The organism is Paracoccus bogoriensis (assembly GCF_019431455.1).
Lineage (GTDB): Bacteria > Pseudomonadota > Alphaproteobacteria > Rhodobacterales > Rhodobacteraceae > Paracoccus > Paracoccus bogoriensis.
In genome coordinates, this window is record NZ_JAHYSR010000011.1 from 1 (window position 1) to 22,157 (window position 22,157).

Annotated in this window: 21 protein-coding genes and 1 tRNA gene; 8 read left to right on the plus strand and 14 right to left on the minus strand. The window is 64.9% G+C overall.

From position 1 onward, the window contains the following. Window positions 1-277 precede the first annotated feature (277 nt). Window positions 278-2,452 carry a hypothetical protein gene (locus KY389_RS07015; RefSeq protein ID WP_219830182.1) on the minus strand — a complete coding sequence of 725 codons (2,175 nt, stop codon included), beginning with the start codon at window positions 2,450-2,452 and terminating at the stop codon, window positions 278-280. Window positions 2,453-2,483: 31 nt separating this feature from the next. On the opposite strand from KY389_RS07015, the gene KY389_RS07020 reads away from it, so the two are divergent. Next, window positions 2,484-2,687: a hypothetical protein gene (locus tag KY389_RS07020; RefSeq protein ID WP_219830183.1), complete on the plus strand. Its 204-nt coding sequence runs from the start codon at window positions 2,484-2,486 to the stop codon at window positions 2,685-2,687. Continuing rightward, complete coding sequence (locus KY389_RS07025; protein ID WP_219830184.1) at window positions 2,684-2,899, plus strand: hypothetical protein; 216 nt, start codon at window positions 2,684-2,686, stop codon at window positions 2,897-2,899. Before KY389_RS07020 ends, KY389_RS07025 begins: the two co-directional genes overlap by 4 nt. Here KY389_RS07025 and KY389_RS15330 read toward each other — a convergent pair. The 4 genes from KY389_RS15330 to KY389_RS07035 all read right to left on the minus strand — a co-directional run bounded on the left by KY389_RS15330 (window position 2,896) and on the right by KY389_RS07035 (window position 4,438). Next, a complete protein-coding gene (locus KY389_RS15330; RefSeq protein ID WP_246588003.1) occupies window positions 2,896-3,300 on the minus strand; it encodes a site-specific integrase in 405 nt (134 codons plus the stop codon). The genes KY389_RS07025 and KY389_RS15330 overlap by 4 nt on opposite strands. Beyond that, the gene (locus KY389_RS15335) at window positions 3,290-3,859 is read right to left on the minus strand and encodes a hypothetical protein (RefSeq protein WP_246588004.1); all 570 of its coding nucleotides are present in this window, start codon (window positions 3,857-3,859) and stop codon (window positions 3,290-3,292) included. Before KY389_RS15335 ends, KY389_RS15330 begins: the two co-directional genes overlap by 11 nt. Continuing rightward, window positions 3,787-4,185 carry a DUF6538 domain-containing protein gene (locus KY389_RS15340; RefSeq protein WP_246588005.1) on the minus strand — a complete coding sequence of 133 codons (399 nt, stop codon included), beginning with the start codon at window positions 4,183-4,185 and terminating at the stop codon, window positions 3,787-3,789. The genes KY389_RS15335 and KY389_RS15340 overlap by 73 nt, the downstream gene beginning before the upstream one ends. 163 nt (window positions 4,186-4,348) lie before the next feature. Beyond that, window positions 4,349-4,438, minus strand: a tRNA-Ser gene (locus KY389_RS07035). Window positions 4,439-4,544: 106 nt separating this feature from the next. Between KY389_RS07035 and KY389_RS07040 the strand changes: the two genes are divergently transcribed. From KY389_RS07040 to KY389_RS07055, 4 genes are all read left to right on the plus strand, one after another. Then, window positions 4,545-5,417 (plus strand): DUF2059 domain-containing protein, encoded by an 873-nt coding sequence (locus tag KY389_RS07040; protein ID WP_219830185.1) that lies wholly within the window; start codon window positions 4,545-4,547, stop codon window positions 5,415-5,417. Continuing rightward, on the plus strand, window positions 5,414-6,505 hold the full coding sequence (locus KY389_RS07045) for an NUDIX domain-containing protein (RefSeq protein WP_219830186.1): 1,092 nt from the start codon (window positions 5,414-5,416) through the stop codon (window positions 6,503-6,505). Before KY389_RS07040 ends, KY389_RS07045 begins: the two co-directional genes overlap by 4 nt. A gap of 103 nt (window positions 6,506-6,608) precedes the next feature. Further along, window positions 6,609-7,640, plus strand: coding sequence for a cysteine synthase A (locus KY389_RS07050; protein ID WP_219830187.1), 1,032 nt, complete (start codon window positions 6,609-6,611; stop codon window positions 7,638-7,640). Between the two features lie 2 nt (window positions 7,641-7,642). Then, complete coding sequence (locus KY389_RS07055) at window positions 7,643-10,126, plus strand: DUF3772 domain-containing protein (protein WP_219830188.1); 2,484 nt, start codon at window positions 7,643-7,645, stop codon at window positions 10,124-10,126. Between the two features lie 33 nt (window positions 10,127-10,159). Here KY389_RS07055 and KY389_RS07060 read toward each other — a convergent pair whose 3' ends face one another. The 5 genes from KY389_RS07060 to KY389_RS07080 form a co-directional block, all read right to left on the minus strand. Continuing rightward, window positions 10,160-11,317 carry an AI-2E family transporter gene (locus tag KY389_RS07060; RefSeq protein ID WP_219830189.1) on the minus strand — a complete coding sequence of 386 codons (1,158 nt, stop codon included), beginning with the start codon at window positions 11,315-11,317 and terminating at the stop codon, window positions 10,160-10,162. 4 nt (window positions 11,318-11,321) lie between these two features. Beyond that, a complete protein-coding gene (gene gyrA, locus KY389_RS07065; RefSeq protein WP_219830277.1) occupies window positions 11,322-14,030 on the minus strand; it encodes a DNA gyrase subunit A in 2,709 nt (902 codons plus the stop codon). A 166-nt stretch (window positions 14,031-14,196) separates the two neighbouring features. Then, window positions 14,197-14,673 carry a disulfide bond formation protein B gene (locus tag KY389_RS07070; protein WP_219830190.1) on the minus strand — a complete coding sequence of 159 codons (477 nt, stop codon included), beginning with the start codon at window positions 14,671-14,673 and terminating at the stop codon, window positions 14,197-14,199. Continuing rightward, window positions 14,670-15,248, minus strand: a complete 579-nt coding sequence (locus KY389_RS07075) for a YqaA family protein (protein ID WP_219830278.1) — start codon at window positions 15,246-15,248, stop codon at window positions 14,670-14,672. The genes KY389_RS07070 and KY389_RS07075 overlap by 4 nt, the downstream gene beginning before the upstream one ends. A gap of 356 nt (window positions 15,249-15,604) precedes the next feature. Continuing rightward, window positions 15,605-15,790, minus strand: a complete 186-nt coding sequence (locus KY389_RS07080; RefSeq protein WP_219830191.1) for a hypothetical protein — start codon at window positions 15,788-15,790, stop codon at window positions 15,605-15,607. 68 nt (window positions 15,791-15,858) lie between these two features. Between KY389_RS07080 and KY389_RS07085 the strand changes: the two genes are divergently transcribed. Both KY389_RS07085 and KY389_RS07090 read left to right on the plus strand, forming a co-directional pair. Continuing rightward, window positions 15,859-16,335 carry a type II toxin-antitoxin system RatA family toxin gene (locus KY389_RS07085; RefSeq protein ID WP_219830192.1) on the plus strand — a complete coding sequence of 159 codons (477 nt, stop codon included), beginning with the start codon at window positions 15,859-15,861 and terminating at the stop codon, window positions 16,333-16,335. Then, window positions 16,332-16,688, plus strand: coding sequence for a DUF4870 family protein (locus KY389_RS07090; RefSeq protein WP_219830193.1), 357 nt, complete (start codon window positions 16,332-16,334; stop codon window positions 16,686-16,688). The genes KY389_RS07085 and KY389_RS07090 overlap by 4 nt, the downstream gene beginning before the upstream one ends. 60 nt (window positions 16,689-16,748) lie before the next feature. On the opposite strand, the gene metK is transcribed toward KY389_RS07090, so the two are convergent. The 4 genes from metK to typA all read right to left on the minus strand — a co-directional run bounded on the left by metK (window position 16,749) and on the right by typA (window position 22,142). Continuing rightward, the gene (gene metK / locus KY389_RS07095) at window positions 16,749-17,927 is read right to left on the minus strand and encodes a methionine adenosyltransferase (protein WP_219830194.1); all 1,179 of its coding nucleotides are present in this window, start codon (window positions 17,925-17,927) and stop codon (window positions 16,749-16,751) included. Between the two features lie 4 nt (window positions 17,928-17,931). Next, on the minus strand, window positions 17,932-19,317 hold the full coding sequence (ahcY, locus tag KY389_RS07100) for an adenosylhomocysteinase (protein ID WP_343222920.1): 1,386 nt from the start codon (window positions 19,315-19,317) through the stop codon (window positions 17,932-17,934). A 109-nt stretch (window positions 19,318-19,426) separates the two neighbouring features. Then, entirely contained in the window at window positions 19,427-20,050 is a 624-nt protein-coding gene (locus KY389_RS07105; protein ID WP_219830196.1) for a TetR-like C-terminal domain-containing protein, read from the minus strand. Window positions 20,051-20,321: 271 nt separating this feature from the next. Further along, on the minus strand, window positions 20,322-22,142 hold the full coding sequence (gene typA / locus KY389_RS07110) for a translational GTPase TypA (protein WP_219830197.1): 1,821 nt from the start codon (window positions 22,140-22,142) through the stop codon (window positions 20,322-20,324). Window positions 22,143-22,157: the final 15 nt, after the last annotated feature.

The window sequence follows — 22,157 nt, forward strand, 5'->3', positions numbered from 1 at the left end:
TCGCAGCAGCGAGGCCCTTCGATAAAACGCAATGGGCGCAGCCGCTTGAGCTGATTGATGGCTCCGCGCCTGCGCCCATTGCTCACGCCGCCGAATAATGGCACACAAAAAGAGAACAAACTCGACTTACGAGTGGCCCTAAAACAGGGGCAGGTCAGTGTCGCTCGCGTATTAGGCGCGGTTCTCTCGAAAAAGCCGAACACCGCGTTCGCGAAGCTCGGCCGGATAGGCGGGGGGTGAATCTCTGCTTGCTCATAGGGCTCATCCCTTGAGTGTCTTACTCTCCGGTAAACCAGGGGCGGTTCAGCGTGGCAACGCGGTCTGGATGAAGTCGCCGTGCCTGATGTCGTCGCGGGGATAAAGAGCCGCTGCAATCTTTGCCGTGATGTGGGCCAGTTCGATGCCGTGATAAGGGGCATTGATACCCGCAGGCATCGTGCCCGCGAAGCCACCGACACCCATACCAGGCTCGAACACATGCCCATCCTTGAAACCAAGGCGCTGCGCCAGAGCCCACATATTCCGCAAGACGGTCTCGGCCGTATAGAACGCATATTGGCTGGTCTTTTCGACCGTCGTGCGTTCCCTGGGGCGTCAGCAGGCGGTCCAGGTCGGCCGCGATGTCCGGCATCCTGACACGACCGGTGCTATCGGGCAGGGCCGGGGCGAGAACGCCCGCGCCGCCGTATTTCGCCATCGCAGCCCGCTCGTCATCAGTGGCCGGGCGCCCTTCGCGCTCAGGGGTGCGAACAATCTCAATGGTCTTGATCGCGTTGCGGGCGCGGGTCTTGTCACCTCCGGGCAAATCAAGACCGCTCTCGGGGATGACATGGTTCCGAGGGGCCTCTAGTCGTCGCCCATCGTCAGTTCTGCCAAGGCTTCCGCCATCACCATCTCGCGCATCATCACGTCCCCGCACGGGTCGTTCTTGCGCGGGTTCGGGTCCAGATTCGCCCGCGTTCTTGCCACCACGTCCTCGACGTATTCCCTGAGTGCGTTCGGCCCCCGGTTCTGGATCGCGCGCGCCTTGGCTGGCGCCTGCTCGATCATCGCCTTCATCAATGCCGTTTCGATCATGGGATCGGCCCTCCTTCTGTGCATTTCGCCCGATATTATCACGATCCGCAGCATCCTGCGAGCCAGTCGATTGCTCAGGTGCAGCGTTTTCCTCGGCCAGCGCCTTGCGAACCTCGGCCATGACCTGATCGGCCGTGTCAAAGCCGCTCACGTCCTCGCCGTTCAGGTCCATGTTGTCGCGCACATCGGCATAGGCCGCGCGCATGTAGCGTTGGGACTCCGCGACGGTCAGGCCGGTATCGCCCATGAAGTCGCGCAGCATCGCGCCGAACTTGCGGGCGCCCGCCTTGATGTAGAGGCCGGTCAGTTCGACGGCCATGCCAAGGATCTCCGGGTCGAGGCCGCTATTGGCCTGATTCCGCAGCCTGGCCGCCAGCTTCTTCTTCAGTTCGGCCATGCGAGCCTGATCTTCCGGCGACAACGCGGCGGCGATGCCGGATGCGGCGGGGGCCGGACCTGGGGCATCAGGGGTCTGTCCAGAATTGGATATACCCTCTGTGGCGGTAGGGCGCGGGGCCGGTGCTCTCGGTGCCGTGCTGATCGGTCCAGAACTGGACGCATCCGGCGCGGTGGGGCGCGGGGCAGTCTTGCCCGACGCATCGTCAGCGCCCATATTAACAGCACCGCTCTGGCCCTTGGGATCAAGGGGGTTGGACAAGTCCGACGAGGTTCTGGGCCCGGTTTTCTCCCAGAGCGGTTCCTTCCGATCATACTGACCGCGCCGGATCGGCGTTGCGGTCCGCACGTCATGGAAGTCTCCGCTCGCGTCAGGTTCAAGTTGAACGACCAGCAAGCCGCGCTGATCGGCGTCGAGAACGAGATCAAGAGCCCGGTCGTCGCGCCGATAGATCGCCTCGAAATTGCGGGCGATACTCGCCACGAAGTCAGGAATGCTCTCATAACCCAAGTCACGAATCTGGTCGCCGTGTCGCGCCTCGATATGGCGCATTCCCGAGGCATTGTCGCCAATCCGCATCCGGATTGGGCCGCCCTGCCGTCCAATCGCTGCGGCGATATCGGTGCTGATCTGACCGAACGTGTCGGACCCATCCGGCGCGAGAACGAAAGCTGCGGGATCGGAGCTTAAACCAAGGTCATCAAGGCCCGTCTGACCGTCCACCCGCGCCGCAACCTCTCGCGGAGCGTTGTTGGCTTCAGGTCGACTTTGCGCGGCCACACTTTCAGCGGCAGCGACTCGCCGTTCTGGGTTAACATCCTCCGATACGATCCTGTCGGAAGGCGGTCGCTGGTCAGCGCCTTCTCCAAGGGCATCCTTCCCGCCGCCCATGCTGTCCGCGAGGCGCTTCTGCCACCCGATGCGATCCTCGAGCCGGGCATCTGTCACCATGCCCTGCGCATTGCGCTGTTCCTCCATAGCGTGCAGGTCCGCAATCGCGTCGTCGCGGGTGTCGTTCGCATCGCCTGGCTTCGGTCGGCGATTTGCGCGCAGTGTCGAACTGCTCTGGCGTCAGTTCGATTTCTCGGCCCTCAATCCGCACCAATGCGCCGGTCAGCGCCAGCAATGCGGGCGACGAATGACCGCCAAGGACATCGAGCGCATCCTGAACGAGGCCTTCGCGGCCCTCTGGCGCAAGTGGGGCGACAAGTGACTGCCCTACGCCATCTGGTGAACCCGTCCTCTGTCGCGCGCCTCGAACGCGCGCTCGATCACGACCCGGCCGCGCTGCCCATCTTCGAGCGGATCGAACGGGAGCTTGAAGCCGCGCGGGCGCTGATGATGGCCCGGAAAGCGCCAAGCCCGGTCGAGCGTGCCAGGGCGCTGCTGCGGGCGAACGCAGATACGCTTGCAGGCCGCGCCTAGATCGCAGCCTTCAAGACCTGATCGCGCAGGAACACCAGATCGCCGCCCGATCCGTAGCGTTCCCGGTTCAGCGCATGGCCAAGCAGATCGCGACGCACCCGTTCATCCACGCCCGCGACCAGTAGCCGGTCCTCGAAGCTGTGGCGCAGCGAGTAGAGCGAATGCCGGACGGTCTCGAGAAGCCCCTTTCCCCGAAGATACTCGTTCACCGTGGCTGATAGCGTCGCGCTGTTGCTGGCATAGCGGGCGAAGCCCCTGGGCGCGGCCCGGAACGCTTCGAGGCCGATACCGACCAGCGGCAGCACCCGCTTGCTATGCCCGGTCTTGAGCCCCCGGTTTCTGTTCTTCTGAATCACGATATGAGGCACATTGTCGGACAGCCGGATCTCGTCAGGCAGCAACCCGGCTCCCTCGGACGGCCTGTATCCCGTGTTGATCATGCCCAGCAGGATCAGCCGCGCATCCGTTGTTCAATCCATCAAGCGCGCCCGGCGCCAGCAGCTTGCCCTTGATCCAGTCGCGCGAGAAGGGCGGGCGCACATCGTCCTTGTCCTTGTCCTGCTTGAGCATCAGCCCTTCGGTCGAGAAGCCCAGGGCGATCCCGCGCGACCGGCAAACACGCTTCCACATTCCGACCAGGTGAACGAAATCCCTGTTGGCGGTATCGGCTCGCGCCTCACCGTCCAGAACGCGATCCACCCACCACTTGCGGAAGGCAAACATATCCTCGGTCGTGACCTCGGCCACGGGCTTGTTGCCGATCACGTCGATGACGTTCCTGGTGGCCTTGATCCGGGGGTTCTTCCAGCGCCGTATCTGATCCGCGCTCTTGCCGCGCAAATCCTCGGCCGCGACTTCATGGAAGCAGTCCAATGCCTGTGCGACCGTCAGAGCAGGGGGCGAGGCCAGCCCCAGCGCCGCGTCGGCTTCGCGCGGGTCGAACCGTCCAGCCCCGTCCACCGTGCTTTCGATCCGCGCCAGCAGGTCGTTGATCGGCAGTCTGGCGACCTCGGGCGCGGAGAATAGCGATAGCCTCGACGCTGGGCCAGGTTACGCGCCGCCGCCATGCGCGCCTCGGCCTCCTGTTCGGCACCGTCCGGCTTTGCCTCCCAGGCTTCGATCAGTTCCGACCAGACCTGCACCGCCTTTGCCTGCGCGATGGCGCGGCTATCGGTGTGCAGGCTGATGTGGATGATGGGTCGCGGCTCTATCGCGGCATAGCGGACCGGCACCCGCTTGCGGATATGCCAAGTGTTCTCGCGCAGGATGACGGTCGGGATTCTCATGCGCCGATATGGGCAGAATGCCCGGAACGGCGCAAGGGCCTTGCAGGCGGATTGTGAACCATCAAGTGAACCAATCCAGGCCCGTTTCCGAACGGCGCGCGGCCCAGAATGACGAAAGCACCAGCATTTTCTGGCGCTTTCGTCGTCCTGGCGGGGAAAATTCTGGCGGAGAGGGTGGGATTCGAACCCACGGAACCCGTGAAGGCTCAACGGTTTTCGAGACCGCCCCGTTCGACCACTCCGGCACCTCTCCGCGCTCTTGGGTGGTGGGCAGCCATCTAGAGGGCCGGGGGTTGAAGCGCAAGAGGATTTTTACGAAAAATGGCGGAAATATCCCTGACCACGAAAGGGGGTGCCGAATGTCCCCGGCTCTCTGTCTGATCGCGATGCTGACCCTCTTGCCGGCTGCGCCTCTGCCCCATCCCGCCCATGCGTCCGCGCCGCTCTGGCAGGTTGCCCAGGAACAGCACCAGGGACAGCGCATCTGGGACGCATTGCAGATGCAGGCGCTGGTCCCGACCTTGCAGCAAGAGGCCCGCAGCGGCGCCGCCCAGTTGGTCGAGGAGGGGCTGATGTCCGCCGGGTCGCCTGGCTGGCCCGAGATCGTGTCGCGCATTCACGACCCCGCGCGGCTTGGACCGATGCTCCGCCACGCGCTGGGGCGTGCGGCGGAGCAGGCCGATCCGGCGCTTCTGGATCGGGCGCTGGCCTTCTACGAAAGTGGTCCGGGCCTTCGCCTGGCCGCGCTGGAGCACAGTGCCCGCGCGGCGATGCTGGACCCCGAAATCGAAGAGGCCGCCCGGCTGGCTTTCCAGAGCGCCGACGCCGCGCAAGGGTCGCGCGCCCGCCTGATCCGGCGCCTGATCGACGAGGCCGATCTGATCTCGCCCAATGTGGCGACCGGGATGAACACCAGCATCGCCTTTTCGCAAGGCTACGCCGAGGCGGGTGGCTTCGACATGGTCCCCACGCCTGATGAATTGGTGGCCGATGCCTGGGCTCAGGAAGACGAGATCGCGATCGAGGCCGAGACCTGGATGCAGGCCTTCCTGATGCTGGCCTATTCGCCGCTGAGCGATGCCGAGATCGAGTCCTATATCGACTTTGCCACCGCACCCGAGGGGCTGCTTCTGGCAGACCTGCTGTTCAACGGCTTCGACGAGGTCTTTGTGCAGACCGCGCGCGAGATGGGGCGTGCCGCCGCGATGCGCGACGAAGGCCACGAATTGTGAGCGTCGTCCTGCTGGGGCCGCTGGCCCATCCATCCCTCGCGGCTGTGCTGCGGGTCGAGGGGCAGCCTGTCGCGCTTCCGGGATGCCTGACGGGTGGGGCCCGGGCCGGGATCGAGCGTGACGCATGGCCGGCGTTGATACCGGGCGCGGGCAGTGTGACGGGGCTGCGTGTCACGCCCGGTCCGGAGCTTGCGCGCTATGCGGCGGTGATGGGCCTGGGGCCACAGGAGATCGAGGGCGAGACCGTGCTGGGAATTGGCGGCCCGCCTGGCGCCCCCTGGGACGCGATGACCTGGGATGCCGGGCTGGCCTGCGAGATCGCGCGGCAGATCCTCGACGCTCCCGCCGACGCCGATGCGGCCCATCTGGCCTGGCGGCTGCCAATGACGGCGATCTGGGCCGCCAGCCGTCTGCGGGCAGGGGGCTCTGCCCGTTCGGGTGGGCGTGTGGTGGCGCCGCGCGACCCGGCTGACGTGCAGGTCCATGCCCGAAGGCGGCTCGCCTCGGGCTATTTCGCGATGGATGAGCTGGTGCTGAGCCATCGCCGCCACGATGGCGGGATGACCGAACCGATGACCCGCGAGGGATTCCTGATGGGCGATGCGGTCGTTCTGCTGCCGTGGGATCCGGTGCGCGATCGCGTGCTGGTGATCGAGCAGTTCCGCCCCGCCCCCTTTCTGCGCGGCGATCCTCAGCCCTGGCTTCTCGAACCGATCGCAGGCCGGGTCGATGCCGGCGAAAGCGTCGAGGACGCGGCCCGCCGCGAGGCGCGCGAAGAGGCCGACCTGGCGCTTGGTCGTCTCTTGCACGCCTTTGACGCCTATCCCAGCCCCGGCGCCGTCTGCGAATTCCTTTATCAATTCGTCGGTATCGCCGATCTGCCGGATGGGGTCGAAGGGATCCACGGCCTTGACGGAGAAGCCGAGGACATCCGCGGCCATCTGCTGCCGCGGGCCGATCTGACCGCGATGGTTCTGGCGGGGCAGATCACGAATGGTCCGCTGGCCTCGCTTGCCCTGTGGCTGGCGCTGCGGGCAGACGCAATGCGCGCGGAGCTTGGCCTGCCGGGTGCGGGTTCCAAGGCGTAGTGCGCGCGGAGGGCCTGTCCATGCGGGGGCAGGCTTGCCCCTCGGGCGGGGGCATGTGTAGGTAAAGCGCAATGTCACACCAACCGGAGAAAGGTCGATCGCCATGCGAACCTGTTCTGATCTGGCCGATGCGATCGGCAACACGCCCCTGATCCGTCTGAAGCGTGCCAGCGAGGAAACCGGCTGCGAGATCCTCGGCAAGGCCGAGTTCATGAACCCCGGACAGTCGGTCAAGGACCGCGCGGCGCTTTACATCATCAAGGACGCCGTGGCGCGCGGTGTCCTGCGCCCTGGCGGCACCATCGTCGAGGGCACGGCGGGCAATACCGGCATCGGTCTGGCGCTGGTCGGCGCCTCGATGGGCTTTCGCAGCGTCATCGTGATCCCCGAGACGCAGAGCCAGGAAAAGAAGGACATGCTGCGGCTGGCCGGCGCGACCCTGGTCGAGGTTCCGGCGGCGCCCTACAAGAACCCCAACAACTACGTCCGCTATTCGGGCCGCCTGGCCGAGGCGCTGGCCCGGACCGAACCCAACGGCGCGATCTGGGCCAATCAATTCGACAACGTCGCAAATCGTCAGGCCCATCTCGAAACGACCGGCCCCGAGATATGGAACCAGACGCAGGGCCGCGTCGATGGCTTCATCTGCGCGGTGGGATCGGGCGGCACGCTGGCCGGCGTGGCGGCGGCCCTGGCCCCGCGCGGGGTCAAGATCGGCTTGGCCGACCCCGAGGGCGCGGCGCTTCATTCCTTCTACACGACTGGCGTATTCGACAGTCCCGGCTCGTCGATCACCGAAGGCATCGGACAGGGGCGCATCACGGCGAACCTCGAGGGCTTTACCCCGGATTTCAGCTGGCGCATCCCCGACCAGGAGGCACTGCCTATCGTCTTTGATCTTCTGGAGCACGAGGGGTTGTGCCTTGGCGGCTCATCGGGGATCAACGTCGCCGGGGCGATCCGCATGGCGCGCGAGATGGGGCCGGGCCATACGATCGTCACGATCCTGTGCGATTACGGAACGCGCTACCAGACAAAGCTGTTCAATCCCGAATTCCTGCGGGCCAAGGGGCTGCCAGTGCCGGGATGGCTGACCCGCGATGCGCCTGTCCTGCCCGAAGTGTTTGAAGGATAACGATGCTACGATCCGTTCTTGCTGCGGCGCTGCTGGTCCTGACCATGGCGCTGGCCGCGCCTTTGTCCGCTCAGCAACGCCAACAGGTGATCAATTTCCAGACATGGGAACTGGTCGCAGAACGGGCCGAGGAACTGATCGTCAACCCCCAGGCGACCAACGCCCAGCTTGCCCAGACCCGCGCCCGCATCGTCGAGTGGCGTGACCGGCTGCGCGAAGGGCAGAACGTCAACGCCGAGCGGATCGCAACGCTTCGCAGCCAGATCGACGCGCTTGGTCCCCCTCCGGCCGAAGGTGAGGCCGAGGCCGAGGAAACCGCCGCGCGCCGCGCCGAACTGAATCAGCAGCTTGCCACCGCCCAGGCCCCTCGCGTGGCCGCCGCCGAGGCCGTCAGCCGGGCCAATTCCGTGATCGCCCAGATCGACGAGGTGATGCGCCAACGTCAGGCGCTGGAGCTGACCAAGCAGACGCCATCGCCGCTATTGCCAGGATCATGGGCACAGGCGATCTCGGCCAGCCTTTCCCTGGCCGAGGGCGTGGGCGCCGAGATCGCCTTGCGCGGGGCTGGGCCCGAGACGATGGCCGCCCTGCGCCCCAAGCTGCCCACGGTCATCGCCTATCTTCTGGCCGCACTGGCGCTGTTGACCTATGGCCGTGCCTGGGTTGATTCGCTGCCTTCGCGCCTGTCGGTCCGAGCCTCGGACCATTCGCGCGCGGTGCTGGCCTTCGTCACCTCGCTTGGCCAGATCGCGATTCCCATGATCGGGGTGGCGCTGCTGATCAGTGCGTTGCAGGCGACGGGCCTGCCCGGCCCCTGGACGACGCCCTTTCTGAACGCGCTGCCCATGTCGGCGGTGATCCTGTTCGGCGGCGTCTGGCTGGCGCGGTCGCTGTTTCCGCAAAAGGCGATAGCCTATACCTCGCTGCACATGACCGAGGAAGCCCGCGTTTCGGCCGGGCGGATGGTGCGGGCACTGGCGGTGCTTTTCGCGGTTCATCACCTGATGACGCGGGCGGCGCTGCCTCTGGCCGGGCTCTATGAACAGGGCGAGGCGCAGGTCAGCCGCGTGCCGCTGCTTTTCCCCGAGGCCGGGGCGGGGGTCTGGCATCTGGCGCTGATCACGCTGGCGGGGCTGGCGATGGTGCGGCTTGGCAATATCCTGCGCCGTCTGACGCGCGAGGCGGTGACGCAGGATCTGTCCTATCGCCACTGGGTCATGGCCTGGGCCGGACGGCTGACGCGGGTCGTCGGTCCGCTGGCCATCCTGGCCACGGCAGCGGGCTATGTGAACCTGGGCAACCTGCTGGTCTGGCCCTGGCTTTTGTCCCTGGCTGTGGTTGCGCTGCTGATCCTGTTGCAGGACTTCATTGCCGACCTCTTCCACCTGTTGCAGCGCGGGGCCGAAGGCGCGCGCGAGGGGCTGGCGCCTTTGCTGATCGGCTTTGCGCTGGTCGTGCTGTCGATCCCCCTTTTCCTGCTGATCTGGGGGGCCTCGACCAGCGAACTGGCAGAATACTGGCAGCGCTTCCTTGCGGGGTTCAGCCTTGGCGGCGTCACGCTGTCGCCGGGCGCGGTGCTGATGCTTTTGATCGTCTTTGCGTTGGGCTATGGCCTCACGCGCGTCGTGCAGGGTGTGTTCCGAAACTCGATCCTGCCCAAGACCAAGCTGGACGCGGGTGGCCAGAATGCGGTTGTGGTCGGCCTGGGCTATGTCGGGATCTTCCTTGCCGCACTGGTCGCCATCACCTCGGCGGGGATCGACCTGTCGGCCTTTGCCATCGTGGCGGGGGCCCTGTCGGTCGGCATCGGCTTTGGCTTGCAGAACATCGTGTCGAATTTTGTCAGCGGAATCATCCTGCTGATCGAACGCCCCGTCAGTGTGGGCGATTGGGTTAGCGCAGGCGGTCAGCAAGGTATCGTCAAGAACATCTCGATTCGTTCGACCCTGGTCGAGACCTTCGACCGGACCGAAGTCATCGTGCCCAACAGCGATTTCATCAGCCAGCCGGTCACGAACTGGACGCGGCACAACAAGATCGGGCGCATCATCATTCCCGTCGGCGTGGCCTATGGCAGCGATACCCGCAAAGTGGAACGCATCCTGCGCGAGATCACCGAAGACCATCCGCTGGTGGCCATCGACCCGCCGCCTTCGATCGTGTTCAGGGCGCTTGGTGCGGATTCGCTGGACTTCGAGATCCGGGCGATCCTGGCCGATGTCGGCACCGGGATCGGTGTCACCTCGGACCTTCTGCACGAGATCGTGCGCCGCTTCGCCGAGGAAGGAATCGAGATCCCCTTTGCGCAGCGCGATATCTGGCTGCGCAACCCTGAGGCCTTGCCGGGCCATACCGGCCCGCGCGAAGCCGCGCCGGCAGCCTTGCCCGGCCAGCCTGATCCGCGGATCGCCGCGGCGCGCCGGGAAACAGCCCGCGCCCTGCCTGACGAAGACGACGCCCCCGACCTCGATCTGGATGGCCGCTGACGGAAGGGGCGCTGACAGGGTAGGCGCCGAGTGTCAGGCGGCGCCGTTGCTGATCCGGTTCGGTTCGGTCTTGACGGGATCGCCGCTGCCGTCATCGGGCAGCCCCTCGCGCGACAGCATCACCGCCACGGGGCGCAGCCAGGGCACATGGGCGCAGACGATCATCAGCGCGACCATGATCGGCACGGCCAGGAACATGCCCGGTATTCCCCAGACCGCGCCCCAGAAGGCCAGCGACAGGATGATCCCGAAGCTGGACAGACGCAATGTCTGACCCAGAAGCATCGGGTCCAGGACATTGCCGATCACGAATTGAACCAATGTGATCGAGACACCGATGATCGCCGTCATTGTCATGTCTCCGGACAGCACAAAGACCAGGATCGTGGCGATCGCCGTCGCGATGATCGACCCGACCGAGGGGATGAAGTTCAGGATGAAGGTCAGGATCGCCACAGCCATGGCCAGTTCCAGCCCTGCCGCGCGGAAAATCGCATAGACCAGCACGGAGGTGACGGCGCTGACCCCGGTCTTGACGACCAGATAGCGGTTCACGCGATGCATGATCGACGAAATGATGCGCCGGATACGCAGGGCCTTGTCGGCGTCTTCGGTCAGGCGCTCGACCTTCAGCGGGAACCAGACGCGCTCGGCAAACATGAAGCCTACGAACAGGATCACCAGCACGCTGCCTTGCAGGATGCCGCCGGCCTGCCCGGCCAGGGACCGGATCCAGCCGGTGATGTTGAAGTTCGTGATCGTCAGCATGATCCGTTCCTGCGCCTCGGGGCCAAGACGTTCTGTCAGGGCGGGCAGGGCGACCAGCGCGCGTTCGGCATAGGTAATGGACAGGAACACGATCTCGTTGACCTGAGCCACAATCGTGGTCGAGACCCACAGGATGCCAAGCGCAATGGCGATCAGCGCCAGCGTCGTGGCCAGCCAGTTCGGCACCTTGAGCCGGGTCGAAATGGCATGAATCGCGTCCGATGTCAGCGAGAACAGGATGATTGCGATGGCCAGCGCGATCAGGATGAAGCGCGCCTGGACCAACATGAACAGCAAAAGCGAAAAGGCGATGATGCCCAGAAATCCGGTTTGCAGCCGTTCGCGCAAAACCGCTTCGTTCGATTGGTCCACGTCGCCCCTCGGGTGATGAAGAAATCCCGGCCCCTGATGGGCCGGGCCCATGGTGTCAGCCTTCCGACCCTTCGGTCAATGCCTCGCTGTCGCCCTGTTCGGCGATCCTGGCCACCGAAACGACGACCTCGCCATTGGTGGTGTTGAAGACCTTGACCCCGCCGGCCGTGCGCGAGCGGAAGCTGATCCCCTCTACCGGCACCCGGATCGACTGCCCGGTCGAGCTGGCCAGCATGATCTGGTCATCCATCTCGACCGGGAAGGCCGCGACCAGATCGCCGCCCCGCATCGCGCGGTCCATCGCCATGACGCCCTGACCGCCGCGGCCGCGCACCGGGTAATCATGGGATGAACTGATCTTGCCCGCCCCACGCGCGGTGACGGTCAGGATCAGCTCTTCGGCTGCCGACATCTCGGCATAGCGTTCCTGGGTGATACTGCCTTCGATCAAAGCCTCTGCGGCGTCCTCGTCCTCGTCGATCTCGGAGCCGTCATCCAGCGCGCCCGCCACGGCACGGCGCATCTTCAGATAGGCTGCGCGTTCGGCCGGGTCGGCCTCGAAATGGCGGATCACGGCCATGCTGACCACGCTATCGTCATCGGCCAGCCGGATGCCGCGCACGCCCGTCGAATCGCGGCCCTTGAACACCCGCACCGCCGTCGCAGGGAAGCGGATCGCGCGGCCCTTGGCGGTCAGCAGCATCACGTCGTCGTCGATGGTCGCCATGCGGGCGCCGATCAGGCTGACGCCTTCGGGCAGTTTCATGGCGATCTTGCCGTTCGATTTGACCGTAGTGAAGTCCGACAGCGCATTGCGCCGCACGTCGCCCGCTGAAGTTGCAAAGACGACCTGGTATTTCTCCCACTCGGTTTCGGGCGCATCGACCGGCATCAGCGCGGCGATCGAGACGCCGGGATTGATGGGCAGGATGTTGACGATGGCCTTGCCCTTGGCGGTCCGCCCCCCAAGCGGCAGCCGCCAGGTCTTGAGCCGATAGACCATTCCGTCAGTGGTAAAGAACAGAAGTTCGGTATGCGTGTTGGCGACGAACAGCGTGGTGACAACGTCGTCTTCCTTGGTTGCCATGCCGGACAGACCCTTGCCGCCACGCCGCTGGCTACGGAACTCGGCCAGTGCGGTGCGCTTGATGTAGCCGCCCGAAGTGATGGTGACGACCATGTCCTCGCGTTCGATCAGATCCTCGTCCAGCATGTCGCCGGACCAGTCCACGATCTCGGTGCGGCGCGGAACGGCAAAGAGGTCGCGCACCTCGCGCAGCTCGTCCGAGATGATGCCCATGATCCGATCGCGCGAGGCCAGGATCGCCAGATAATCGCGGATGGCATCGGCCAGCGATTGCAGCTCGTCCGTGACTTCCCTGACGCCGATCTGGGTCAGGCGTTGCAGGCGCAGGTCCAGGATGGCGCGAGCCTGGATCTCGGACAGGTTATAGGTGCCGTCCTCGTTCACCGGGTGCAGCGGGTCGTCGATCAGGCGCAGGTATTCCACGATCTCGTGCGCCGACCAGCGTCGCGCCATCAGCTTGTCGCGCGCTTCGGCCGCATCGGCCGAGCTGCGGATGGTCGCCACGACCTCATCGACATTGCTGACCGCGACAGCCAGGCCGCAGAGGACATGGCTGCGCTCGCGTGCCTTGCGCAACTCGAACGCGGTGCGACGGGCCACCACCTGCTCGCGGAATGTGATGAAGTGGCTCAGGAAATCCCGCAGCGTCAGTTGCTCGGGCCTGCCGCCGTTCAGCGCCAGCATGTTGCAGCCGAAGGTCGTCTGCAACTGGGTGAATCGGAACAGCTGATTCAGCACCACATCCGGCGTCGCGTCGCGCTTGAGTTCGATCACCACGCGCACGCCGTGGCGGTCGGATTCGTCCTGGACCGAGGAAATGCCCTCGATCTTCTTTTCCTTGGCCAGTTCCGCGATGCGTTCGATCAGGCTGGACTTGTTCACCTGATAGGGGATCTGGTCCACGACGATGGCGAAGCGGTCCTTCCTGGGTTCCTCGATATGCGTCTTGGCGCGGATCGTCACGCTGCCGCGTCCTTCGAGGTAAGCCTTGCGCGCGCCGGAACGGCCCAGGATGATCGCGCCGGTCGGGAAATCGGGCCCGGGGATGATCTCCAGCAGGCGTTCGGTGGGCAAATCGGGGTTTTCGATCAACGCCAGGGTGGCGTCGATCACCTCTCCCAGATTGTGGGGCGGGATGTTCGTGGCCATGCCGACCGCGATGCCGCCCGCGCCGTTGACCAGCATGTTCGGGAAGCGCGCGGGCAGGACGGTCGGCTCGCGGTCCTTGCCGTCATAATTGTCCTGGAAATCGACCGTGTCCTTGTCGATATCCATCAGCAGGTAATTCGCCACCTTGTCCATGCGGACCTCGGTGTAGCGCATGGCCGCCGCCGCATCGCCGTCCATCGAGCCGAAATTGCCCTGACCGTCCAAGAGCGGCAACGACATGGAAAAGTCCTGCGCCATCCGCACCAGGGCGTCATAGATCGCGCTGTCGCCGTGGGGGTGGTATTTCCCCATCACGTCGCCGACCGAGCGGGCGGATTTGCGATAGGGTTTGTCGGCGGTGTTGCCGCCCTCGTTCATCGCATAGAGGATGCGGCGGTGAACCGGCTTCAGCCCGTCGCGCAGATCGGGGATCGCGCGGCTGACGATGACCGACATCGCGTAATCCAGATACGAGGTCCGCATCTCGGAGGAAATGTCGATCACCGGCCCGTCGTGGTGCATCACCATGCGCGTTTCGGCGGTGGTTTCCTCGCCGCTCTCAGGGGTTTCGGGCAGATCGTCTTCTGGGGTGTCGGCCACGGGTCGTCCTCAACATCTTGTTGGTCCGAGGTATAGCCGACAGGGCGGCGCGGGGCAATCTTGCCCCCGGATTTTCAGCGCCTTGAATGGCGTTTCAGGCGGGTTTGTCGCCCCGGCGGGCCGCCAGCAGCCACAGCCCCGCCAGACCCGCCGACAGGATCGCGTTCCAACCCGCCATCGAAATGCCCATGAACCGCCACGCCACCTTGTCGCAGCGCACCACGGGCGCGGCTTGCAGGCGGTTCATCAGTTCGGCCGTGGACAGCCGCGCCAGATCGCCAACCCCGCCCGAGCAATGCGCCGGGCCCTGCCACCAGGCGATTTCGACCCCGACATGGTAAAGCGCCAGCCCCATCGCCGCGCCGGCCGCGATCATGCCCATAACCGCCAGCGCCCGCACTCGGCCCGTCAGCCAGACCAGCCCCGCCACAGCCAGGGCCGCCACATGCGGCCAGCGCTGCAGGATGCACAATTCGCAAGGCGCATAGCCCGCCGCCTGAAAGCCAAGCGCGGCGATCAGCAGGAAACCCGACCCGGCCCCTGCCACAAGCGAAATCTGCGTGCCGTTCATAGAACCCCCAGGACCAGAAAGCCGCCGATCAGGCAGGCCATGAAGATGGTGAACACCAGGCCAAGCCGCCGCTCGATGAAATCGCGGATCGGCTCGCCGAAGCGCCACAGAAGGCCCGCGACGATGAAGAAGCGCAGCGACCGGCCCAGGATCGAGGTGGCGATGAACAGCGGCAGCGAAAAGCCCACCGCCCCCGAAAAGATCGTGATCACCTTGAAGGGAAAGGGCGTCAACGCCGCGATCAGCACCGCCCAGCCACCATGCAGCGCGAATTGCGCGGCAAGGCTGGCATAGGCGTCCTGTTTGCCATAGGCGGTCAGCACCCATTGCCCCAGGCTGTCCATCAGCACCGCGCCGATCCAGTAGCCCAGCAGCGCCCCCAGAACCGACCCCGCCGTGCAGATCGTGGCAATGACCATCGCGCGGGCGCGCTGGGCCAGCACCATGGGGATCATCAGCACGTCGGGCGGGATCGGAAAGACCGAGCTTTCGACGAAACTGACCCCGAACAGGGCCGCATCGGCATTGCGGTGGCCCGCCAGGCCCATGGTCCAGTCGTAAAGCCTGCGCAGCATCATGCCCCTCGGATCATCGTTCCGGCGGTCATCCTGCCTGCCAGCCCCGAGGTCAAGTCCCTGCACCGCGCGGTCGCAAGGGCGTGATGCGGGAACGACCGGCCGGGCCTGGACGTTGGACGAGGTGCCGGGACCGTGTGGGGCGGGATGTCTTGCCTCTGACATGGCCCGAGGCAATATGACGCGTTCAACATCATTCGGTCCGTGCTGATCTTCGGGCCATGACGGAGGTTTCGATGACCCTGATTGCACTGACCCTGATCGGCGCGCTGAGCGCATTCGCCATCGCGCTGCGGCTGGCGGCGCCACGCCCGCGACCGGCTCCGATCCACGTCAGGCGCCGCAATCCACGCTGATCAGCGGGGCAGGCGGGGGGCGCGCCCCTGATCCATCGTGGCCCAGTCGGGCCACAGCTCAAGCCATTCGGCCAGCACGATCAGCAACGCCACGCCGATCACGGCAAGGACCAGCCGCACCATGCGCGCGCTTGGAGGTTTTCGTGCCCATTTCACGGCCCTGAGCAGCCACACCATGTTGTTCATGCCAGCCCCCCGCTGTAATCCCGGGTCGAAGTCGAACCGGACGCCGCCTCGAAATACAAGAGACCGCCTTGCCCCACCATCACGAAAGCCGCCACCTGCCCTATACGGCCCGACAGATGTATGATCTTGTTGCGGATATCGAAAGTTACCCGCAATTCCTGCCCTGGAACAGCGCCGCGCGCATCCGGTCGCGCCGCGAAACTGCCGAGGGCGCCGAGGAGATCGCGGCCGATCTGGTCATCAGCTTCAAGGTCTTTCGCGAACGGTTCGGCAGCCGCGTGCTGCTATGGCCCGCCGACAAGGATGGCCGCTTGCGGATCGACACCGAATATCTGGATGGTCCGTTCCGATACATGCGCAGCGGCTGGATCTTTGCCGATCGCCCCGAAGGAGGCTGTGACGTCGATTTCTTTGTGGATTTCGAGTTCCGCAACGCTATCCTGCAAAGGCTGATCGGCGTGGTCTTTCACGAGGCCATGTCGCGTATCGTGCGCGCCTTCGAGGATCGCGCAAGAAAGCTTTATGGAGGCGACGCATCCCGATGACCCATTCCCCCGTAACCCGCGAACCCGACCTGATGCCGGCCAAGATCATCTATGCGCTTTACGCGCTTGGCTATTTCTCGGCGATTCCTTCGCTGATCGGGGTGGTTTACGCCTATATTGCGCGCGGCCGCAGCGAGATCGCCGACAGCCACCTGAATTTCCAGATTCGCACCTTCTGGATCAGCCTTGCCATAGGCCTTCTGGCGATGATCACCATGATTGTGGGGATCGGCTTTCTGATCTGGATATTCCTGGCCGTCTGGGGCGTGGTTCGGGTGATTTCCGGGTTCCTGCTGGCCAATGAGGGCCGGCCCATCACCGGCACCCGCTATTGGGGGATCATGGCTTATTGATGGCCGGGCCGCATAAGACAGGGATCGAGGGCCGCCCGTTCGGGGCGGCCTTGCGTATCGTCAGCGCGCGGCGTCGCGCAGGGCCTCGGCCCGGTCGGTGCGCTCCCAGCTGAAGGCGGTGGCTCCGGCCAAGGCATAGGGTTCGCGCCCGAAATGGCCGTAGCTGGCCGTCGGGCGATAGATCGGGTGCAACAGGTCCAGTTCGCGGATGATGGCAAAGGGACGCAAGTCGAAAACGCGGCGCACAGCGGCCACGATCCGTTCGACCGGCACGGTCTCGGTCCCGAAGCAGTTCAGGCTGATCGAGGTCGGCTCGGCCACGCCGATCGCATAGCTCACCTGGATCTCGCAGCGGCTCGCCAGCCCGGCGGCGACGATGTTCTTGGCCACCCAACGTCCTGCATAGGCCGCCGAGCGGTCCACCTTGGACGGGTCCTTGCCCGAGAAGGCGCCGCCGCCATGGCGCGCCATGCCGCCATAGCTGTCCACGATGATCTTGCGTCCGGTCAGGCCGCAATCGCCGACCGGCCCGCCGATGACGAACTTGCCCGTGGGGTTGATGAAGAACTTGGTCTGGGCCGACAGCCATTCGGCCGGCAGAACCGGTTTGATGATCTCTTCGATCACGGCCTCGCGCAGGTCGGCCAGCGCGATGTCCGGGTTGTGCTGGGTGGACAGCACCACCGCGTCGATCGCCTCGGGCCGGCCGTCAGCACCGTAGCGCATCGTGATCTGCGACTTTGCGTCCGGGCGCAGCCAGGGCAGCGTGCCGTCGCGGCGCACCTTGGCCTGACGTTCGACCAGACGGTGGGCATAGGTGATCGGCGCGGGCATCAGCACGTCGGTTTCGTCCGAGGCGTAACCGAACATCAGGCCCTGATCCCCCGCGCCCTGATCTTCTAGGTTGTCGCGGTCAACCCCCTGATTGATCTCGGGCGATTGCTTGCCGATGATGTTGATGACCGAACAGGTCGCGCCATCGAAGCCGACATCGCTGCTGGTATAGCCGATATCGTTGATCACCCCGCGCACGATGGATTCCAGATCCACCCATGCGCTGGTCGTGATCTCGCCAGAGATGATCGCCACGCCGGTCTTGACCATGGTTTCGCAGGCAACACGGGCGCGCGGATCTTCGGCCAGGATAGCGTCAAGAATGGCGTCGCTGATCTGGTCGGCGATCTTGTCGGGATGGCCTTCGGACACGGATTCCGAGGTAAAGGTCGTGTATTCGGTCATGCAGTCAATACCGGTAATGATCGGATTTGAAGGGCCCTTCCGGCTTTACGCCGATATAGGCGGCCTGCTCGGGGGTCAGGGTGGTCAGTTTCGCGCCGATCTTGTCCAGATGCAGGCGGGCAACCTTTTCGTCCAGGTGCTTGGGCAGGATATAGACGCCGGGCTTGTAGTCGTCGCCCCTGGTCCACAGCTCGATCTGTGCCAGAACCTGGTTGGTGAAGCTGGCCGACATGACGAACGAGGGATGCCCCGTCGCGTTGCCCAGGTTCAACAGGCGGCCCTGGCTCAGCAGGATGATGCGATTGCCCGAGGGCATCTCGATCATGTCCACCTGGTCCTTGATGTTGGTCCATTTGTGATTGCGCAGCGCAGCGACCTGAATCTCGTTGTCGAAATGGCCGATATTGCCGACGATCGCCATGTCCTTCATCTCGCGCATATGCTCGATGCGGATCACGTCGCGGTTGCCGGTCGTGGTGATGAAGATGTCCGCGGTCGCGGCGACATCCTCCAGCGTCACGACCTCGAACCCGTCCATCGCGGCCTGCAGCGCGCAGATCGGATCGACCTCGGTCACCTTCACTCGCGCGCCCGCGCCTTGCAATGACGCGGCCGAGCCCTTGCCCACATCGCCATAGCCGCAGACAACCGCGACCTTGCCCGCCATCATCACGTCGGTCGCGCGGCGGATGCCGTCCACCAGCGACTCCTTGCAGCCATATTTGTTGTCGAATTTCGACTTGGTCACGCTGTCGTTCACATTGATCGCCGGGAAGGGAAGTTGCCCGTTCTTCATCAGGTCATAGAGCCGGTGCACGCCGGTCGTGGTCTCTTCTGAGACGCCGACGATCTGGCTGCGGATCTTCGTGAACCAGCCGGGCGATTGCGCCATGCGCCTGGCGATCTGGGCCTTGATCACGGCCTCTTCGTCCGATTGCGGGACGGGAATGATGTCTTCGCCAGCCTCGGCCCGCGCGCCCAGCAGGACGTAAAGCGTCGCGTCGCCGCCATCGTCCAGGATCAGGTTCGGGCCTTCCGGGAACTGGAACGAACGGTCAAGGTAGTCCCAGTGCTCTTCCAGCGACTGCCCCTTGACGGCAAAGACCGGGACACCGGATTTCGCAATGGCCGCCGCCGCGTGGTCCTGGGTCGAGAAGATGTTGCACGACGCCCAGCGCACATCGGCACCAAGCGCGGTCAGCGTCTCGATCAGGACGGCGGTCTGGATGGTCATGTGCAGGCTGCCCACGATCCGGGCGCCGGCCAGAGGCTTGCTGTCGCCATATTCGGCCCGCAGCGCCATAAGGCCCGGCATCTCGGTCTCGGCAATGTCCAGTTCCTTGCGGCCGTAATCGGCCAGCGCGATGTCCTTGATGATGTAATCGGTCACGGCTGCTGCTTTCCATCTTTCCCGGCGTGGGGACCGACATAACCCAAGGGTAACAGCGCCGAAAGGGGCAATTCCGTCGCGCATGGCCGCCCAGGGCTCGGGCGTCCTCTCAGGGCTTGCTGCTGCGGGCCATTCGCAGCACGAAGTCGCGCATCATCCGTTTCGCGGAGTCAAGTCCGCTCGCGCCGTCAAGCCGGCCATCAAGCCGCCCGTCCAGCAACAGGCTGGCCGCACCCACCGCGAAACTGCGCGCGGACAGAACCAGCATCTCGACATCCTCTCGGGGATGCAGACGGCCCTGTTCGCGCGCGCGCATCAGAAGCCGCGTCATCAGATCGCCCAAGCTGTCAACGTAGCGGCGCAGCCTGGGCACAGTGCGATAATCCAGACGCCGCGTATCCGCCAGCAGGCGGAACTGCGCGGGGTGGTGGCTTGCCCATTCCAGATAGGCTTCGCCGATGGCGGTGAACTGCGCGACCGGGTCGTCGGGATCCACCTTGACTACGGCGCGGGTGCAGGTGTCGATGAGGATGGTCAGCGATCGTTCAAGCGCGGCGACCAGCAGATCGCGCCCCTCGGAAAAGACCGGGTCGATGCTGGCTTTCGGCACGTCGATCACCTCGGCGATCTGCGCCAGCGACGGCACCCGACCCTGACTGTCCGTCAACTGCAACGAGGCTGCCATCGCGCGCTCGTGCAGATTCGGGGATTGGCGTGGATATGTGCTTGTCATCATGCCCATCATGCCCTCGACCATCGGATGACCCGGTTAACCAATGAACGCAGCGACACGAAAAAAGACCCAGAACCAACCGGTTTGAAAATGAGGCTTCGCATCGGGGTTGGCAAGGTCAAGCCGGTGGCTGAAGCGGACCGGACATCTCGAAGGCCGAAACCCCACATCTGGCGTATTCACCGAAACGGCTGGTCGATCAACGTCTTGCCTGAATGCGATCATCCCGACCCGCGGGGACGGGCCGGAAAACAGATCCAATTCTATGCAATCAGCCGTCCGCGCGCGCCTGGCGTTTGCGCTCATGCGGATCCAGATGGCGCTTGCGCAGGCGGATGTTGCGCGGCGTCACCTCGACCAGTTCGTCGTCGTTGATATAGGCGATGGCCTCTTCCAGCGACATGCGGACCGGGGGTGTCAGCCGCACGGCCTCGTCCGAGCCCGAAGCGCGCACGTTGGTCAGCTTCTTGCCCTTGAGCGGGTTCACCTCCAGGTCGTTGTCGCGCGAATGCTCGCCGATGATCATGCCCTGATAGACCTGCTCTTGTGCGCCGATGAACATCTTGCCGCGCTCTTCCAGGTTCCACAGCGCATAAGCGACCGAAACGCCGTTCTCCATGCTGACCAGCACGCCCTGGCGGCGCCCCTGGATCGCGCCCTTGTAGGGGGCCCAACCGTGAAAGATGCGGTTCAGCACCCCATTGCCGCGCGTATCGGTCATGAACTCGCCCTGATAGCCGATCAGGCCGCGGGCGGGGACATGGGCGATGATGCGGGTCTTGCCCACGCCGGCGGGGCGCATGTCCACCAGATCGCCCTTGCGCTCGCCGGTCAGCTTCTCGATCACCACGCCGGTATATTCGTCATCGACATCGATGATGACCTCTTCGATCGGCTCCAGACGCTGGCCGTTCTCCTCGCGGAAGATCACGCGCGGGCGCGAGATCGACAGTTCGAAGCCCTCGCGGCGCATGTTCTCGATCAGCACGCCCATCTGCAATTCGCCCCGGCCCGAGACGACGAAGGCCTCGCCGCCCGGCGTGTCCTCGACCTTGATGGCGACGTTGACCTCGGCCTCGCGCATCAGGCGTTCGCGGATGACGCGGGACTGCACCTTCTTGCCATCCTGACCGGCCAGCGGGCTGTCATTGATGCCGAAGGTGACGCTGATGGTCGGCGGGTCGATGGGCTGCGCGGGCAGGGCGGTGTCCACCTCGGGCGCGCAGAGCGTGTCGGCCACGGTGGCCTTGGACATGCCCGCGATGGTCACGATGTCGCCCGCCTCGGCCGCCTCGATCGGGGTCTGGGTCAGGCCGCGGAAGGCCAGGATCTTGCTGATGCGGAACTGCTCGATCCGCTCGCCGTCGCGCGACAGGGCCTTGAGCGTGTCGCCGGCGCGGGCCGTGCCGGCCTCGACCCGGCCGGTCAGCAGGCGGCCCAGGAACGGGTCGGCGCCAAGCGTGGTGGCCAGCATCTGAAAGGGTTCCTTGGCGCGGGCGGCCTGCCTGGGCGGCTCGACATGCTTCAGGATCAGGTCGAACAGCGCCGACATGTCCTTGCGCGGGCCGTCCAGCGTCATGTCGGCCCATCCCCCGATGCCCGAGGCATAGACATGCGGAAAATCCAGTTGTTCGTCATTGGCGCCCAGGTTGGCGAACAGGTCGAACACGTCGTCCAGCGCCTGATCGGGCTCGGCCGCGGGCTTGTCCACCTTGTTCAGCACCACGATGGGACGCAGGCCAAGCGCCAGAGCCTTGGAGGTCACGAATTTCGTCTGCGGCATCGGGCCTTCGGCCGCATCGACCAGAAGGCAGACGCCATCGACCATGGACAGGATGCGTTCGACCTCGCCGCCGAAATCAGCGTGGCCGGGCGTGTCCACGATGTTGATGCGCGTGCCCTTCCACTCGACCGATGTCGCCTTGGCCAGGATGGTGATGCCGCGTTCGCGTTCGATGTCGTTGTTGTCCATCGCGCGTTCCGCGACGGCCTGATTCTCGCGGAAGGCCCCCGACTGGCGCAGCAGCTGGTCCACAAGTGTGGTCTTGCCGTGGTCAACGTGGGCGATGATGGCGATGTTGCGGATATCCATGAGGGCCTTGATGCA